Annotated in this window: 14 protein-coding genes and 1 riboswitch; of the genes, 3 read left to right on the plus strand and 11 right to left on the minus strand. The window is 59.3% G+C overall.

The genetic code is table 11. From position 1 onward, the window contains the following. The first annotated feature begins 94 nt into the window (after nt 1-94). Nucleotides 95-1,735 (plus strand): tannase/feruloyl esterase family alpha/beta hydrolase, encoded by a 1,641-nt coding sequence (locus ACSQ36_RS09750; protein WP_436181762.1) that lies wholly within the window; start codon nt 95-97, stop codon nt 1,733-1,735. A gap of 49 nt (nt 1,736-1,784) precedes the next feature. Here ACSQ36_RS09750 and ACSQ36_RS09755 read toward each other — a convergent pair whose 3' ends face one another. Beyond that, nucleotides 1,785-2,183 (minus strand): DUF3331 domain-containing protein, encoded by a 399-nt coding sequence (locus ACSQ36_RS09755; protein ID WP_213768303.1) that lies wholly within the window; start codon nt 2,181-2,183, stop codon nt 1,785-1,787. A gap of 342 nt (nt 2,184-2,525) precedes the next feature. Here ACSQ36_RS09755 and ACSQ36_RS09760 point away from each other — a divergent pair, with 342 nt between their 5' ends. Further along, a complete protein-coding gene (locus ACSQ36_RS09760) occupies nt 2,526-3,182 on the plus strand; it encodes a TetR/AcrR family transcriptional regulator (RefSeq protein WP_436181763.1) in 657 nt (218 codons plus the stop codon). Between the two features lie 93 nt (nt 3,183-3,275). Here ACSQ36_RS09760 and deoA read toward each other — a convergent pair whose 3' ends face one another. The 9 genes from deoA to ACSQ36_RS09805 form a co-directional block, all read right to left on the minus strand. Further along, complete coding sequence (deoA, locus tag ACSQ36_RS09765) at nt 3,276-4,595, minus strand: thymidine phosphorylase (protein WP_436181764.1); 1,320 nt, start codon at nt 4,593-4,595, stop codon at nt 3,276-3,278. Nucleotides 4,596-5,190: 595 nt separating this feature from the next. Continuing rightward, nucleotides 5,191-5,382: an SAM-dependent methyltransferase gene (locus ACSQ36_RS09770; protein WP_436181765.1), complete on the minus strand. Its 192-nt coding sequence runs from the start codon at nt 5,380-5,382 to the stop codon at nt 5,191-5,193. A gap of 34 nt (nt 5,383-5,416) precedes the next feature. Next, nucleotides 5,417-7,348 (minus strand): TonB-dependent receptor domain-containing protein, encoded by a 1,932-nt coding sequence (locus ACSQ36_RS09775; protein ID WP_436181766.1) that lies wholly within the window; start codon nt 7,346-7,348, stop codon nt 5,417-5,419. 395 nt (nt 7,349-7,743) lie between these two features. Further along, a riboswitch (adenosylcobalamin (AdoCbl) riboswitch) is annotated at nt 7,744-7,896 on the minus strand. Between the two features lie 274 nt (nt 7,897-8,170). Then, entirely contained in the window at nt 8,171-9,226 is a 1,056-nt protein-coding gene (locus tag ACSQ36_RS09780) for an ABC transporter ATP-binding protein (protein ID WP_436181767.1), read from the minus strand. Continuing rightward, a complete protein-coding gene (locus ACSQ36_RS09785; protein WP_436181768.1) occupies nt 9,226-10,098 on the minus strand; it encodes an ABC transporter permease in 873 nt (290 codons plus the stop codon). Before ACSQ36_RS09785 ends, ACSQ36_RS09780 begins: the two co-directional genes overlap by 1 nt. Then, complete coding sequence (locus tag ACSQ36_RS09790) at nt 10,095-10,967, minus strand: ABC transporter permease (protein ID WP_213768450.1); 873 nt, start codon at nt 10,965-10,967, stop codon at nt 10,095-10,097. Before ACSQ36_RS09790 ends, ACSQ36_RS09785 begins: the two co-directional genes overlap by 4 nt. A 19-nt stretch (nt 10,968-10,986) precedes the next feature. After that, nucleotides 10,987-12,009: an ABC transporter substrate-binding protein gene (locus ACSQ36_RS09795; protein ID WP_436181769.1), complete on the minus strand. Its 1,023-nt coding sequence runs from the start codon at nt 12,007-12,009 to the stop codon at nt 10,987-10,989. A 242-nt stretch (nt 12,010-12,251) separates the two neighbouring features. Continuing rightward, complete coding sequence (locus tag ACSQ36_RS09800) at nt 12,252-12,971, minus strand: GntR family transcriptional regulator (protein WP_213768448.1); 720 nt, start codon at nt 12,969-12,971, stop codon at nt 12,252-12,254. A 111-nt stretch (nt 12,972-13,082) separates the two neighbouring features. After that, nucleotides 13,083-14,099 carry a porin gene (locus tag ACSQ36_RS09805; RefSeq protein ID WP_213768447.1) on the minus strand — a complete coding sequence of 339 codons (1,017 nt, stop codon included), beginning with the start codon at nt 14,097-14,099 and terminating at the stop codon, nt 13,083-13,085. Between the two features lie 404 nt (nt 14,100-14,503). Between ACSQ36_RS09805 and ACSQ36_RS09810 the strand changes: the two genes are divergently transcribed. Next, nucleotides 14,504-15,718 carry a winged helix-turn-helix domain-containing protein gene (locus ACSQ36_RS09810; RefSeq protein ID WP_436181770.1) on the plus strand — a complete coding sequence of 405 codons (1,215 nt, stop codon included), beginning with the start codon at nt 14,504-14,506 and terminating at the stop codon, nt 15,716-15,718. A gap of 62 nt (nt 15,719-15,780) precedes the next feature. On the opposite strand, the gene ACSQ36_RS09815 is transcribed toward ACSQ36_RS09810, so the two are convergent. Beyond that, a complete protein-coding gene (locus ACSQ36_RS09815; protein ID WP_436181771.1) occupies nt 15,781-16,668 on the minus strand; it encodes a LysR family transcriptional regulator in 888 nt (295 codons plus the stop codon). Nucleotides 16,669-16,803: the final 135 nt, after the last annotated feature.

Genomic DNA, 16,803 nt, shown 5'->3' on the forward strand with positions numbered 1-16,803 from the left:
ATTGTGCGGCGAAAAACGCTGTCGGCTTTCCGCTTCAATCCTGGCACAGCAACTGATTACAGTCAGGCACCGCAGCAATTCACCCCATTAGGCAATGCCCGAAGCTACAACTCATCTCCCGCGCGCGCTGTTGTTCACTGCCCTGTTCGCGTGCAGCACTCACGCGAGCGCCGCGTCGTACGTCGTCAAGCATTGCGCCGAACTGGAGGGCCAGTCGGTGCCGGCATCGGTGATCGGCCTGCCTACTCGGGGCGCAACCATCCTGGACGCGTCAGTCGTAGCCGCCGCCGCGCCGAAAAACCGTAATGGCGAGTACTGCCGGCTTGTCGGCGTGATCAAGGCGGAACTGGACACCACGCCCGACATCCGCTTCGAGGTCAATCTTCCCGCACGCTGGAACGGCCGCGCATTGCAGATGGGCGGAGGCGGCTACAACGGCGTGATCGTCAGCGGCACCGAGCCTACGGCCTTCGCGCCCTACGCCTCGCCGCTGTCCAACGGCTATGCAACCTTCGGCTCCGATTCCGGCCACGTAGGCAATTCCGGCCGCGCCGATTTCGCGATGAACGACGAAGCGGTGATCAACTTCGGCTACGGTCATCTCAAGAAAACCCATGACGTGGCGCTGGCGCTGATCATCATGGGCTATGGGCGCAAGCCCGAGCAAACCTACTTCGCCGGCGGCTCGACCGGCGGTCGCGAAGCGTTCACGGTGATCGAACGATATCCAAACGACTACGACGGCGTGATCGCCAACGCACCGGCCATCAACTTTTCGGGCGTGCGGTTGATGGGCGTGAAAGTAGGGCAGGCGGCGTATGGGACGCCAGGGGGGTTTGTCGGGCCGGTCCAGCAAAAACGCGTGGTCGAGACTGTGCTCCAGGAATGCGACGCGCTGGATGGCGTGGTCGACGGCATTGTCTCGAATGTGCAAGCGTGCCGTGAACACGAACCGCAGATCATCGCGCAACTGCAATGTGCGAACGGGCAACGGCCTTCGTTACGAGACAGTTGTTTGTCGCAGGCGCAGCTTGCGACGCTGGAAGTTCTGCGCGATGGTTTTACGTTGCCGTATGAACTTGCCTACGGGGTCACGAAGTACTACGGCTACAACGTGTTCCAGGGCGTGGATTTTTCCAGCGGGCTGGGACTCGGAAATTCATCGGCGCTCACGCAGCCCGCGCGCTTCGATGCCAACGGTTATCTGTTCACGCAAGGCGACAGCTACATGAAGTACTTCGTCACGCATGACCTGCGCTTCAACACACTCGGCTTCGATGTCGATCATCCGGGAATCTATAAGTCCCGCCTGATCGATTTATCGGAGACAGTCGGGGCGATGAACCCTGACCTATCGGCATTCATTGCGCATGGCGGCAAGTTGATCACCATGCACGGTCTCGCCGATGAAGTCATCAGCCCGAACCAGACCATCGCTTTCTATGAATCGCTGGTTGAGAAGTACGGGCAGAGTATTGTCGATTCATTCATGCGGCTTTACATGGTGCCGGGATTCCAGCATGGCAACGGCGTGTTCATTCCAGCGTGGGATGAACTGGGTGCGCTCGACCGCTGGGTCACCGCGAACATCGCGCCGGAGACGCTGGTCGGGACGGATATAGCGAGCGCGACCAACGGCCGGACCCGGCCGCTGTGCCGGTATCCCGGTTACCCGAAGTATCTGGGCCACGGCAACGTCAACAATGCCTCAAGTTTTCGATGCGAGAACCCTTGAGCGGTGTTCGTGCGGAGTGCGTCGGCCAAGGCACTGACTCGCACCCTGACTACGACTGACTCGGCGTGGCGCACGGCACCAGCTCGGACGCGATGATCATCGCGCCTGCATTGCCGGGCGGCGGCTGGCTGGTCGCCGGCCGATAGATAAAGTCACCGCGCTTGATGGACTTGCCGCTCAGCACGCACTCGCCGCCTTGCTTGGCCAATGCTACCCGCCACGTCTGATGCCCGTAATAGCCCGAGAGGGGGTCGCACCATGAAACCGTGGCAGTGCGTGGAGTGGGGAGTTCGATCACGCTGACCATCAACGCTGCGTGATCTGTCCAGATGGTTTTTGCCGGACGCCGCCGGGAAATTCGTGTTGCTTCGTCGGCGACTTGCTGGGCGCGTGCGTTATCGAGTAACGCTACGGTTCGGGACCATGCACTGGTGTGTTTCTCGAGCATCTCACCTTTCCTTTACAAGAAATTCCGGGCAGCCGGTTTCCCCGGCGTCACGACGAGACCATCACGTCACGCGGATTGGCGGTCGCACAAGGCCATTGATGCATTCGGCCGTCACGGCAGGCTCGTTTTGCCAAAGCCTGCTGACGCAGCCCGTAAAGCATGGCGGGACTCAGTTGCGCGAAGCGTCCGCTGCGAAAGAATATTCAACGAGTGATGAATTAATGAGATATTAGGGCATTCTGGCGGTCGATGTCAAACGCCGTGCGGACCGATGCCGGGTGGGGCACTTTGCGTCGGTTAAACTTCGGGCTCGCCTTACAGCATTGGAATCCGGATCGAACCATGACAGCTTCAACCGCACGCCCGGCGCAAGCCGCCAAGGAGAAACGTTCGCGCGGCCGGCCCACCTGCAGCCAGATAGCCGGCTCCGACGCGCTGCTCAAAAGCGCGCGGCGGGCGTTCGCCAAGCGCGGGTTTGAGTCGACCAGCGTGCGGGAAATCGCGCGGGACTCGGGGGTGGATCCGGCGCTCATTTCGCATCACTTTGGTTCGAAAGAGGCATTGTGGATCGCGGTGGTCGAGCAGATCGCGCAGCACACCGCACCCATGATCGATGCAACGGGAAAGCTGCGTACCGCCGATCTGACGAATCGTCAGAGAGTAGAGCGGGCGCTGGGTATTTTTATCGACAAGGTGTTCAGCGAGCCGGATATCGGGACGTTTTTCGCGACAGTCGCAACCGAGCAGGGCGAGCGGCTGGATGTACTGATAGAACGCCTTCTGCGTCCTTACCACGACGTGTTTGTCCCGCTGCTCGCCGACGCGATCGATTCAGGCGAACTGGCGCCTAACGACCCGGAGGTATTGTTCGCGATGCTAACTAATGGGGTGGGCAAGACGGTTTCGTACAGTCATCTCCTGTCGATTTTCTCTCCGCTTCCGAACGATCCGGTGAAGTTCAAGCAGGCCGTGCTCGCCACCGCGCTCAGCATGCTTTAACGGCGTGCAGACATTTGAACTCGTTCGTGATCGCGCGGTTTATCGCGTCTTGAGTGCCGCGAACGAGGGCAGTTGACGATTGTTTTGGGCATATCAATCTACGAGGCTGTACACGCTCGGCGGCACCGGCAAGCCGCTCGCCGCGAACGCATACGCGGCTTGAATTTCACTCGCTGCGTTTTGCGCGGACTGCAGGTCGCGGGCGTGCACAACGGCGAGGGGCTGGCCGGCCTCGACACCTTGTCCAAGTTCGACGAGCTCCGTCAAACCAACCTGACAGTCGATCTTGTCCTCGGGCCGGCACCGGCCGCCGCCCAGACCGACGACCGCCAGACCGAGTGCCCGGCAATCGATGCGCGCAACGAAACCCGCATGCGGCGCGGCAACCGGCAAGACAACCGGCGCATGGCCCAGATAACGCTCCGGCGCTTCGAGCAGATCGCCGGGACCACCGAGTGCGCTGACCATCCGCGCGAAACGTTCGGCTGCGGCGCCTGAGTCGAGGACCGCATTCAGTTGTACTTGAGCTTGAGCGAGGTTAGGGGCGAGACCGCCGAGCACGAGCATCTGTGCCGCCAACGCGAGGGTGACTTCATGTAACCGCACCGGTCGGACGCGCCCCGTCAGGTAGTCGATGGCGCACTGGATCTCCAGCGCGTTGCCCGCGCAGCGCGCCAACGGCTGGTTCATGTCGGTCAGCACTGCGGTAGTCTTCAATCCTGCACCGTTACCCACATCGACGATACTTCTCGCCAGTTCAACCGACTTCTCGTAGGTCGGCATGAACGCACCCGAACCCACCTTGATGTCCATCGTCAGTCCTTCGAGGCCCGCCGCGAGTTTCTTCGAGAGGATCGACGCGGTGATCATCGCGACCGATTCCACCGTCGCGGTGATATCGCGGATGGCGTAGATTCGCTGGTCTGCAGGCGCCAGTTGCGCCGTTTGCCCGATGATCGCAACACCGATGTCACGCACGACGCGCTGGAATGTGCCGGTGTCGGGCGCGATGTTGTAGCCGGGGATTGAGGCGAGTTTGTCGAGCGTGCCGCCGGTGTGGCCGAGGCCACGGCCGGAGATCATCGGCACGAATCCGCCGCAGGCCGCGACCATCGGACCGAGCAGCAACGATGTCAGGTCGCCGACGCCACCCGTCGAATGCTTGTCGAGAACCGGACCCGGCAGATCGAACGAACCCCATTGCAACACCTGGCCCGAGTCGCGCTGCGCGAGCGTGAGCGCCACGCGTTCGTCGACACTCATGTCGTTGAAATACACGGCCATCGCGAAGGCGGCGACTTGTCCCTCGGTTACGCTGCCTTCAACGATGCCACGAACGAAACTGACGATGTCTTCCTTCGAGAGTGTTTGTCCGTCGCGTTTTTTACGGACGATTTCCTGTGGCAAGAACATGGATGGTTCCTCGGGAAGGCTCGCTGCTTGAGTCGCGGGGTGGGTGCGTCGGCTTGAATGCCTTGAGTGGATTCAGTAGCTTCAAGCGGTGGATTTTTTCGTACTATATAGACCCAAGCGATGTCTTGGCATAGAGCGAATCCGCTTCCGAGATCGCCTCTGCGAAGATATCGTCAATGGCTCGGTTTATCAGGGGCCGAGGCGGGAAGTTGTTAACCGACGGCATTGGGAAGCGGGTTCGTGGATGGTAATTTATAATTTGACATAACATAAATTATCAACAATTCATTTGTAGCAGCAATATCCTAATGTCGTGTTTGAGCAAGATAGGAATGTCGTGTTTTGGTGCTGGTGCGATGCTGGGAGCTTCCGATCCAACGATGGGAGCTCGCCATGCAGCCAACCGACCTGGTGACGTTGAACATGCGCGAACTCGACCGACTCAGCTAGATCAAGCTCGCCAATCTCTCGCATAAAGACGCAACATACTCACCAAGCTCCGGTATTGGTTTGGTTGCCACCCGTGTGAAACCGAGCGCCTCATAGTAGGCACATAGCTTCGTATCCCGTTGGTCGCAATCAAGTCTGAGATAATTCAGCGAAGCTGATAGTCATTGCCCTTGATGAAACGCCTGCAAATTTCCTTTCGCAACGCGATCAGCTTTTCCTTGACGATGCCCTTCTCCATCACGAAGAAGACATCGACTTCGTTGAGCGCGTTGACCGCCTGTATCGTCACATAGTCGGGGTTGCCGGCGCCAATGCCAATGATCAGAATTCGCTTCATAGATGTGACTCGCCAGGGTTCATGCGACAAGTAATCAGAAAGTGTAGGCTAGCTTGCCGAATGCCGTCCGACCCAACGTGTTGTAACCGTATGCGGTGACGTACTGCCGGTTAAAGAGGTTGGACAGATTAGCGGACACGGTGAGATGCGAATTGACCTTGTACGCGGCACGCAGCCCGACGGTTGTGTACGACGGCAGATACGTCGCGTTGAACTGGTCGTCGTAGGTCGATCCTCCGTAAAGCAAGGAGATGCCCGTGCTCAGCGCGTGCAGGTGAAACTCGTCCCATGTGTGATCGATGTTCAGGCTGACGGTCTGACGCGGACGGCGGTTGAGCCACGTCTGGTCGGTCACATCCTGCGGATTCAAAATGCCGATCGCGAGACTTACCGGTGTCGATTTGCCAAGCGTGCCCTTATACGACAGGTCGATGCCCTGAATATGCGCGCGGCCTACATTCACGGGCAGAAAGGTCACCGAGTCGTAAGTGATGAGGTCATGCACGCGGGTGTCATAGACAGCGGCCGTAAAGGTACCGAACGACGTGGCCGCATCAAGCGCTGCCTCGACCGTATCGCTGCGCTCAGGCTGCAGATTCGGGTTCGCGTAACCCGGGTAGTACAGGTCGTTAAAAGTCGGCAGGCGGAATGCGTTGCCGTACGAAATGCGTGCCGTATAAACCGGGGTAATTGCATAAGCGACGGCGACATTACCGGTATTGATCGACCGGCCCTGGATGATCTCGTGGCGTCCCGCCAGGAACACAGTCAACGCGCCGAGCGTGACTGATTGATGGAGCGAGACGGCTGAATCGTTGCGCGTCGGCACGCCCGTGGGGATGTCGACCGGCAGGAAGGCTTGCTCGCGGGTGAAGTCGTAGGCGAGCTTGGTTTCACCGGACAGTGGCAGACTGAAGAGCGTTTGACCACGCTCCTGATGGGTCAGCGAGGTCGACGTGCTTAAGCGCGTCGAGTCGATCTCATCGGTCGGGATGGCCGGGTTGTTCGCATAGAGGAACTGTCGATCCGTGGAGTAGCCGACAGACTGGTCAAACTGCGTGAACGGCGTGATGTCCAGATGAAACGCAACGCCGGTCGTCAGTTGATGATCAAGCTGCCGGTTATCGCCGCCGGCATTGTCGTAGGACAGATCGGACCGGTGATAGAGCGCGAATGTGGAGATCGACCAGTTGTCGTGCGCATAGCCCAAGCGCGCATCCACGTCCTGAGCATGATACGGATTGCGGCCATCCTCATGCCCGTAAGCCCCGGGCTGGGTCGCATCGATTCCCGCGGTATTGTAGTCGTGCAGTCCCAAGGAATAGGTCAGTCCGGCCAGTGCCGCGAGCGGACCCGTGGACGAAATACTGCCTGAAGTGCGGATCTGTGTATCGAACGTTTTGTTCGAACCACCGCCTGTTGAAATCGTAGTCTGGTTGGGTTGATTTGCCGCGCGGTTCGTGAAGAGTTGCACGACGCCGCCCACCGCGTCCGCACCGAATGAAGCGGCCGCCGGTCCTGAGATCACTTCGACACGGTCAAAGGCGGAGGTCGGAAGGTCGGCCCACTCGGCTTGACCCGTAGTCGCAGAACCAACGCGGATACCATCTATGAACACCGCAACCTGACTTCCCGATGATCCACGAATGCTGACGGCAGCAGAAGATCCTGGGCCGCCGTTTTGTGAAATAGTGACGCCTGGCAACGTGGCGAGGGCTTGCGTGATGCTCGGGTCACTCGGCGACAAACGGTCGAGATCCGCGCGGGTCAGGACCTGTGTCGACGCATAGCGTTGATCGAACGATTGCGGCAGGTGCTGCGTGTCGCCGGTGACGAGAATATTCGGCAGCGTGGCTGCGTCCGGAAGCTGCTCCGGTTGCGGAAACGACGAGTCGTCCGCGGCCTGTGCGACCTGCCATGCCGAAACCGTCAACGCAGAGGTGAGGATGAAATGACGGAACTTCATACGGGGAAAACCTTTTTGTTGGAAGATTGGACGACGTGCTGCGAGCGCAAACGCAGCATGTCGATTTCGGATGGCGGCAATGACGAAACGCGGGCCTCTCTGGAGGCGTCACCGCCCTGCCGTCCACGCGATAGACGAGATCAACCCGCGATGACGCGCAGCGGCCAAGGCACTTTTAAGTGGCGGTGAGTTCTCTCGCGCGGCAGATGCGCCCATGTCTCGGGTGCTGGTCCTGGCGAACCGCTGATGCCCACCTCGCCTGCGCAATCGATCACGCCCCAAGCGGGCAGCCGAATTCACTTATGCGGGTCTATGTGGGTCTAGGCGGGCCAATCGAGGGGATGCCGCTCTGGCTGTAAGCCAGGATCGCTGGCAGTATCGGTCATCGGTCATGTGGATTGTCTCCCGGGGAGTGCGCGCCCCAAAGTCAGAAAAGAGGTATACGACGCCGAGGTCTGACTTCCGGTTTGTGCTGAAACCGGTCACAGTGGCGCGACCGTGCTGGATTTACACCAGCTTCCACGAGTCGTATGCGCGCATTTTACTTCCGAATCCCCGTCCGACACTATCAAGTCGGGGTTATTGAATAACCGGCGGTGCGGGTGCCCTTGGCAGCACGAGATTCATGCCTGCTGGTTATCGCCAGCGACCTTTCGGAATATTTGCGTATTGAGTGCAATCACGTTGAAGGCGGTCGGGGGTGGGGCTCTGAGCGCGCCACCCCCGCTCCGACACCTGCCTAATCTCCCGGACTAAACCCAGGGCAAACGGAATCACTATCCCCTGCCCCGCGCCAGAGGGTATGCGGATCTTGAAAGCTCCTTAGTGGACCAGGATCGTGCTGTCGGGCGACCAGCTCAACGTCACTTGCGAGCCGACCGGGATCAGGTCCTCACCGGAGTTTTGCACATGGACCTTGAGCTGCTGCCCGCACCAGTCGAGCATATAGGTTGTATTCACACCGGCAAAGACGTGATGGGCAACCTGTGCCGTCAGCCGGTTATGCGCGCTCGGCGCGGCCGCGCCCGTTGCACGTTGGAGCGCGATTTTCTCGGGACGTACTGCACACTTTGTCTGACCAGATACAGTGGAGCGCGATCCGAAACGAATCAAACTGCCATCGTTAATGCGCATGCCCCCGGTCTCCAGTCGACCGTTGAGAATGTTGGCATCGCCGAGAAAAGTGGCGGCGAACTCGCTGGCCGGTTGATCGTAGAGTTCGCGTGCGGTCCCTTCCTGGATCAATCGCCCATCGCGCAGGATACCTACACGATCACTCAACGTAAGCGCTTCTTCCTGGTCGTGCGTGACGAATACGGTCGTGATCGCGACATCGCGCTGGATGCGGCGCAATTCGACCTGCATGTCCACTCGCAAAGATTTGTCCAGCGCGCTCAGCGGTTCGTCGAGCAGCAACACGCGAGGACGCGTCACAATGGCGCGCGCCAGTGCGACGCGCTGGCGCTGCCCGCCCGACAATTGATTGATCCCGCGTGCGTGCAGGCTGCCGAGTTGCACGAGATCCAGCACCTCCCCCACCCGGCGCTTGATCTCGCTCTTGTCCACATGCCTCACGGACAACCCGAATGCGACGTTGTCGGCCACATTCATATTTGGGAACAACGCATAGTTCTGGAACACCATGCCGATCTCCCGCCGCTCCACGGGCAAGCGTTCGACCGGCTGATCGTCGATGCGAATCTGCCCGCTGTCCGGGAACACGAAGCCGGCAATCATGCGCAGGAGCGTTGTCTTGCCGCTGCCTGACGGTCCGAGCAGCCCATAGAGCCCGCCCTCCGCGAAACGGATGGATACGTCGTCCAGCGCGCGTGATTCGCCGTACTGCTTGGATACTCCGATTACATTGACTTCGGCCATTATTGCTCTCCACCAAATCGATACAGCCGTGACACGATCAACATCGTGCCCATCGACACGACAATGATGATGGTTGAAATTGCGTTGATCTCGGGCGTAAAGCCCTTGCGGATCGCGCTGTATATTTCGACCGGCAGCGTGGTCTCGCCCGGGTCGGACAGGAAGTACGAGACGACGAACTGGTCGAACGACACGGCGAATGCAAACAAGGCCCCCGCCACCACGCCAGGTGCAATCGCGGGCAAGGTCACGCGCCACGTGATCTGCCAGCCACTCGCGCCAAGCGAACGGGCGGCCAGTTCCAGTTCAGGTGAGAACGTGCGCAAGCGCGCGCCGACCACGATGATCACGTAGGGCAACGCGAGCGCCACGTGACCGAGCAGGATGGCGTGCAAGCCCCGCCCGATACCGATCGCGAAGAAGAAAATCAGCATCGCGGTGCCCGTGATCAGCCAGGGGATCGCCATCGGCGGGAACAGCATGGCTTGCAGGAAACGCTTGCCCGCGAAGTCGTATCGAAAGAATGCCAGCGACGCCATCACGCCGAGAATGGTGGACAACAACGTGGTCCACAGCGCGATCTCGATGCTCCGGAACGCCGCCGCCTTCAGCACGCCGTCCTCGGCGAGCGCCTGATACCAGTGCGTGGTGAAATGAAACGGCAACTCATAAAGCGGCGACGCGTTAGCCGACATCAACGCCATGACCAGGATCGGCAAATATAGAAAGCCAATCATGACCACGACGTACCCGTAGCCGATCGCGCCAAGCGATGCACCCACGGTCCACGTCCTGCGACGCGGTGTATGCGGCGCGTTGGAGGCAGCCGGCGTGTCCAGCTCGATTGACCCGATGGTGTTGTCGTGCTTCATTTGTCCTTCCTCCGCGAGAGCCGCATGCCGGCGAACAGGATTGCCAGCACGAGGGCCAGCAGCGTGAACGACAATGCAGCGCCGAGCGGCCAGTTGAATACGGCAACGAACTGGTCCTCGATGACCGTGCCGATGAACGTGCCCTTGCGCCCGCCGAGCAACCGCGGTTCCATGAAGGCTCCTACTACGGGTACGAAGGTCAACACGGCGCCCGCCAGCATGCCGGGCATCGCAAGCGGCAGGATCAGCCGGCGCAGGATGGTCATGCGTCCCGCGCCCATTGAACGAGCCGCTTCGATCAGGGAGTCGTCAATAGCCTGCAGGCTCAGATAAGCGGTCAGCACCGAATACGGCAAGTAGGAATGCACCAGTCCGATCACGATTGCCGGATAAGAGAACATCAGGTCGGTGCTGACTGTCCACGGCCAGAGATGATTTAGCACCCAGTCCACCAGTCCGCCACTGCGCAGTACCATGTTCCAGGAGAATATCCGCACGAGCCCGTTGCTCCAGAACGGCAGGATGATCAGCAGGAACAGCGCTTCACGCGTGCGTCCGCGTATTACCTTCGCGAGCATGAAGGCGCACGGAAAACCGAGCACCGTGCAGATCAGCGTGACCTGGGCGCTGAGTCCAAGCGAACGCACCATCAGCTTCCGATACAGCGGTTCATCGAAGAACGTCAGGTAGTTCTGGAACGTCAGCGACCAGTTGCCGCCGCTCGTCGGCACGTCGGACATGAAGCTGTAGAACAGCATGACCGACAAAGGCAGGAACACCGCTAGCAGGAGCCATACGTAGGCGGGTCCGGCCAGCGTCATGGCGCGAACCAGCGGTCGGCCTTGCGGCGAACTGAGGGCAAATTTCATGGCACTTCCTTGAACGTCGTCAGTCGGCCTGGGCCTTGATTTCCTGCCATAACTGCAGGTAAGCCTTGCGCTTGTCGTCGGTGATCGGCTCCTGGAACTGGATCCGCGACTGCACCGCCGGATTCGCCAGCACCGCACGGTTGAACGCGTCGGCCGGCAACGCTGCAACCGCCTTGACGTTCGCCGAGACCGGTGCGCCAACACGGGAATCCCACTGCGTGTAGAAACCAGGATCGATCATGTAGTTGATGAAGGCTTTCGCGCCGGCGACGTTATGCGCGCCCTTGGGAATCGACAGGGAATCCAGCCAACCGATCGCCCCTTCCTTCGGGATCACGAAGGTGACCGGCAGGTTGAACTTGTTGCGCGCGCGTGCGGCTGATCCGCTCCAATACGTGGAGATGTAAAACACCCCCGACGCCACATACTGGTTCCAGTCGTTCTCTGAACTCCAGAACGTTTTCAGTTGCCCGGTGAGCGCCTTGAGCTTGTCCTTGACGGCATCGAGATTCTTGATGTCGTTGATATTCTGGCCCGTTGCGAGCGCCGCGAACTGGACCGCTTCGATTGCGTCGTCACGCATGCCGACATGGCCTTTGTACGCCGGGTCCCACAGCGCCTGGATGGTGTCCGGAACCGGATGGACCTTTGTGTCGTTGACAGCAAACGACGTCACGCCCCACACCCACGGAATGCCGTAGCTCTGGCCGCCAATCTCGAGCAAATGCGAATGGCGCATCTTGGGGTTCAGGTCGGCGACGTTCGACATCCCCGTTACATCGATAGGCTGAAGCAGGTTTTGTTCGCGTGCTTGCTGGTTGAACGCGCTGTTGACCATCACCACGTCGTACGCGCCCGGGTTGGTGCGCAGCTTGGTGAGCATTTCCTGCTCGGAGTTGAAGAAGTCGTTGACCACGTGATACCCGGTCTTCGCCTCGAACTCCTTGAGCGCCCACGGCTCATCCGTGCCATACCCCTTCCAGTTCAGCACGTGGACATCTTCGGCATGAGCCGCGAACGAAGCCAGGGCGGCTGTTGCCATTGCGCACGTCAACGCCCGTTTAAATATTTTATCGATCAATGCCATTTCATGGACTCCCGGCAATCAAGTTGAACTCAAGCAGCACAGGCTGCGGCAGTAACTAGTTAATACAACTGAGTGAATCATCAAGCGCGGTGATCTTTCCCAGGCGGGCGCCTCTTAGCGCATCAGCAACGGCCGCATGGAAGCGACACAATGGGCGGTCAATCCATCTGTCCTTGCTCGCCCGCCCCGAGGCACGTTCAAAACTCCAGGTGCAATCCAAAATAGGCGGGATCGAGCAGACTGACGACGTATTCGACCGGGTTGCCGTTCTTGTCACGCGTGAGACGACGGGTGCGCAGGAACGACTTGCCCGGCGGGTGCTTCAGGATGTCGGCGTCGGCTTGTTCGAGCCCGATCACCTCCGCCCATTCTTCGCCGTGATCCGCAGCCATGCCGTACTCGATCAAGGTCTGGTTCAAGGAGCCGCCGATCAACCCCTGCAACGGCAGGTCCGCCAGCCGGTCGGAGAACGGAATCCGGCTGAGTTCGAGCGAAATCGGCCGTTCCGAGTCCGCCAACACCCGCAACCGGTCCACTGCGATAAATGCAGGCTGTTGCAGCGCGAGTTGAACGGCGAGCTTTTCATCCTGGATCACCCGGATTTGCAGCAACCGGGTTTGAGCACCGCCGTCCGCCGTTTCGAGCGCCTTTGACCAGCCCAGCGCACTATCCAGCGTCTGACCGTTGTAAGTGACAAACGAACCCACGCCGACCTTGCGGGTAATCAGGCCCGTATTCATCAGTTCCTCGAGGCCCTTGCGAACCGTGTTTCGGCTGACCGAGAACCGCTGCACCAACTCACTCTCGCTTTCCAGCAGGACGCCGTACGGCAAGCGCCCGGTCAAGATCTCGTCCTGGATCGTCGCGGCGACCATTTCCGCTTTGGAGGCGCCCACATTGTTCGAACGTTTTTTCATTGCAGCGCCCCCGATCGTGGTGACCTTTCTGTCCTGAGCGCCGAAAGAAAGGAAATAAGTTTATGCGGACATGTATGAACATGTTTTCATGCGTCTTGCCAAACATGAAATCTAGAACTTATGGAACATACCAATCGAGATGCCGTGCGGATTGGCGCCGGGATTAGCCAGCGGTAAACCTGAATTCGCTGATCCAGCCAACGTATACGACGCCTGATTGTGATTGGTCAGATAAGAAATCGTGCCGTATACGCTGGTACTTTTAGATAGATCATATTGAGCCAGTGCGGCAATCTGGTTCGCATTATTGGCGGCAGCGGTTTTATCATGCAACGCGGTATAGCCTAACGAAACAAATACGGACGGCGTGAATTGATATTTACCGGAAACACCATAAACGTCGACATTCAGATTAATGTCCGTCCATCTGCTGGCCGCATAACCGGCGTAAATCGTCGCCTTCTGGATGGTGTACGAAGCGCCGGCCTCAACAGCGGTATCGGTCGAGGAGTTGGTGGCGTTCTTCACGGCTTGCCATGCCACGGTAGCCGCGATCGGGCCGCTGTTGTACTGGAGGTCGGCCTGATAGCTCGAACCCGCCGAGCGCAATCCGCCGGCATCGCCAAAACCAGCATATACACCCGCCTGCAAGCCTCCTATGACCGGCGACTGATACGACACGGTATTACTTGTGCGTACGACGTAGGTCATCAAGTTACTGAATCCGGACGCTTGGGTCGCGGCGCCAAATGCATCCAGATAACCCTGGTCGTAAAAGACGGGCGAGTTTTGGCGGCCCAGTCTCACTTCACCCCAGTTACCCGATAAACCCACCCACGCCTGCCGGTTGAACATCTGTCCCGTGGAAGCGAACGTGCCGTCATTCGGATTAAAACCGTTCTCGAGCTGGAAGTTGACCTTATTGCCGTCACCAATATCCTCGGAGCCTTTTAATCCAAAACGACTGGCCCATTCGGAACTTGATCCGACGGCGGCGGTGTAGTGATTGCCAGTATTCACATACTGAAAGAATTCATCCACGATACCGTAAAGCGTCACGCCAGAATCCGCATGAGCGTAACTACACGACAACAACGCTGCACATGCAGCGTATCGACCCAGCTTCATATACCCCCCGGTAATAAAAATAGTGGACGTGCAACGGCAGTGAACAAGCTGACCTACCTATTCGTTCCAAAAAGTACATGTATGAACAGGATCAAAATGTAGGTTGCCATTTTTTCGTAGTCAAGCGATTTGCACGTAGGGGAAAATGCTTAGATGACGGCGAGGGCACGGGTGCGTATGCGGGACCAAAGGCGCCGTGCGGCGCTGAATGACTTCCTTTCACGTTCGAACCTTCGGCGTCCTTGGCGCTCGCGCGGTCCTTTCGAGATTGAAAGGTGAGCCCGGACTTCGGGATGTTTTCTGATCCTGACAACGGCGGTTCGTCATCCCGCCCCCGCCGCACGATCAAGCAGGTCCTCTGGTAACGTATCCGGCCAAAGTGCCTCCGCTCATGAGCCCACCGCATGAAGACAATCCCCCTGTCGGCCGCCCGTACCCTGCATCTGATAGCCCAAGGCCTGCTTGCTCCGCCGCGCCGCAAGGCGACAAAAATGGACGTGCTTGGCGCAATCCGCCGCATGGCGCAGTTACAGATCGATACCATCCACGTGGTCGCTCGCAGTCCTTATCTTGTGTTATTCAGCCGCCTTGGCGACTATCAGCCGCAATGGCTCGACGAGCATCTGGCCGAGGGTTCCCTGTTCGAATACTGGTCGCACGAGGCCTGCCTTGTGCCGATAGAAGACTACGGTCTGTTGCGTCATCGAATGCTTGATCCTGTCGGGATGGGCTGGAAATACGCGGCAGACTGGCATGCAAAACATCGCGATGACATCGAGCGCCTGCTCGAGCGCATTCGGGCGACCGGCCCGATTCGCTCGGCGGACTTTGCTCGCGAAGGCGGCAATGGCAGCGGCTGGTGGGATTGGAAACCCGAGAAACGTCACCTGGAAGTGCTGTTCGCGACCGGCGAACTGATGGTCGCGGAACGGCGCAATTTTCATCGGATTTATGATGTGACCGAGCGCGTGCTGCCGGACTGGAATGACGCGCGCGACCTGCCGCCCGCCGAAGCCGTTCCGCAGGAACTGCTCAAGCGCGCTTGTCGCGCGCTGGGTCTTACTCGTGCCGACTGGGTAGCGGACTATTACCGCATGCCACGCCGTCCATACACCTCAGCGCTTCATGAACTGGCCGATGCCGGTGAGTTGATACCCGTGCGAGTCGACGACTGGAAGGCAGATGCGTTCGTGCACCGCGACCTCGCGGACAAGCTGGACGATGTGGTCACCGGCCGCCTCGCTTCCACGGTGACCACGGTACTGTCGCCGTTCGATCCCGTCGTATGGGACCGCAAGCGCGCGAGCACGTTGTTTGGGTTCGACTACGCGATCGAATGTTATACGCCAGCCGCAAAGCGCAAGTACGGTTACTTCGCACTCCCTATCTTGCATCGTGGGCGTCTGATTGGACGGGTCGACGCGAAGGCGCATCGACCGCAAGGTATTTTTGAACTCAAGTCGCTGCATATCGAACCGGGCGTGCGCGTGGGCACAGGCTTGACGGCCGACCTGCGCCGCGCGCTGCAGCGTTGTGCGGACTGGCATAAGACACCGCAGCTAGCAGCCGGCGCGGGCGTTCCCGCAACGCTCGCTGCTGCATTGACCGGCGTGTCGTGAACGTCGGATCAACGTGTTCCCGGGTATCCATTGTATGAAGGCCAGCAACGGCCCTCGCCGCCTCACACAGCGCTTGTCAGCCGGTCCACCAACACCCGTGCAAGCGGCGGCAGGTCTTTCATGCTGCGTACGCAGATCTTGAGCTTACGTTCGGCCCACGGGTCGTTGAGGCGGATCATGCGGATATTCAAGGTCTTGCCGTGGCGTTTCGCCACCGATTCGGGAACGATGCCAATGCCAACACCCAGTTCGATCATCCGGCATGCAGCTTCAAAATTGCCTACCTGAATGCGCAGTTTCAGGCGCGCGCCCAGTGCGTTCGCGGCAGTGACAATGAACGCATGGATTGCGCTGGTCGTTGGCAGTCCGACGAAATTGTCGTTCAGCGTGCGGGCGAAGTCGACCGATTCCTCAGCCGCCAGCGGATGATCCAGCGACGTCACCAGCACCAGCCGGTCATCGCGATACGGCAACATCTCCAGGTGATCGGCGCGCACATTGCCCGCCACGATACCTATGTCCGTCGCACTCTCCGCCACGCCCTTGACGATCTCGCCGCTCAGCACTTCGCGCAGGTCGATATTGATATCTGGATGATCGCGCAGGAAAGCGCTCAGTACCGAAGGCAGGAATTCGCTGATCGCGGTGGTGTTGGCCCAGATGCGTACATGCCCCTTGATGCCCTCGCCATACTCCTGCATGTCACCGGCCAGATGCTCCACGCGCTCCTGCACCAGGCGCGCGTGATGCACGAATGCCTCGCCCGCCGGCGTCAGCGTCATGCCTTGGCTGGTCCGGTACAGCAGCTTGAAACCCAGTTGCTCTTCAAGGTTCTTGATACGGTTGCTCGCCGCGGGAGGCGAGATATGGCAGCGCTCGGCGGCTCGTGCGAGGTTCCTGGTGTCGGCCAGATTGACAATGAGCGTCAGATCGACGAAATCGAAATGCATGTCGGTGGCGGCTTGGGGTGGCAGATAGCGGTGGCGGGAATGAACCGAAACCGCAATCTTAATGGACCATGAAGCGCATCTTCAACAATGCTGAATTCCACCGCGCCGCGCGCTCTGTCAGAGTTGAAGCCTTGA

It is taken from the genome of Caballeronia sp. LjRoot34, assembly GCF_964253815.1.
Taxonomy (GTDB): domain Bacteria; phylum Pseudomonadota; class Gammaproteobacteria; order Burkholderiales; family Burkholderiaceae; genus Caballeronia.

Coding starts and splice junctions, on each gene's coding strand:
- ACSQ36_RS09775 (WP_436181766.1), bottom strand. CDS start 7,348: ATGAAGTTCCGTCATTTCATCCTCACCTCTGCGTTGACGGTTTCGGCA.
- ACSQ36_RS09805 (WP_213768447.1), bottom strand. CDS start 14,099: ATGAAGCTGGGTCGATACGCTGCATGTGCAGCGTTGTTGTCGTGTAGT.
- ACSQ36_RS09755 (WP_213768303.1), bottom strand. CDS start 2,183: ATGCTCGAGAAACACACCAGTGCATGGTCCCGAACCGTAGCGTTACTC.
- ACSQ36_RS09795 (WP_436181769.1), bottom strand. CDS start 12,009: ATGGCAACAGCCGCCCTGGCTTCGTTCGCGGCTCATGCCGAAGATGTC.
- ACSQ36_RS09770 (WP_436181765.1), bottom strand. CDS start 5,382: ATGAAGCGAATTCTGATCATTGGCATTGGCGCCGGCAACCCCGACTAT.
- ACSQ36_RS09785 (WP_436181768.1), bottom strand. CDS start 10,098: ATGAAGCACGACAACACCATCGGGTCAATCGAGCTGGACACGCCGGCT.
- deoA (WP_436181764.1), bottom strand. CDS start 4,595: ATGTTCTTGCCACAGGAAATCGTCCGTAAAAAACGCGACGGACAAACA.
- ACSQ36_RS09750 (WP_436181762.1), top strand. CDS start 95: ATGCCCGAAGCTACAACTCATCTCCCGCGCGCGCTGTTGTTCACTGCC.
- ACSQ36_RS09810 (WP_436181770.1), top strand. CDS start 14,504: ATGAAGACAATCCCCCTGTCGGCCGCCCGTACCCTGCATCTGATAGCC.
- ACSQ36_RS09790 (WP_213768450.1), bottom strand. CDS start 10,967: ATGAAATTTGCCCTCAGTTCGCCGCAAGGCCGACCGCTGGTTCGCGCC.
- ACSQ36_RS09780 (WP_436181767.1), bottom strand. CDS start 9,226: ATGGCCGAAGTCAATGTAATCGGAGTATCCAAGCAGTACGGCGAATCA.
- ACSQ36_RS09815 (WP_436181771.1), bottom strand. CDS start 16,668: ATGCATTTCGATTTCGTCGATCTGACGCTCATTGTCAATCTGGCCGAC.
- ACSQ36_RS09760 (WP_436181763.1), top strand. CDS start 2,526: ATGACAGCTTCAACCGCACGCCCGGCGCAAGCCGCCAAGGAGAAACGT.
- ACSQ36_RS09800 (WP_213768448.1), bottom strand. CDS start 12,971: ATGAAAAAACGTTCGAACAATGTGGGCGCCTCCAAAGCGGAAATGGTC.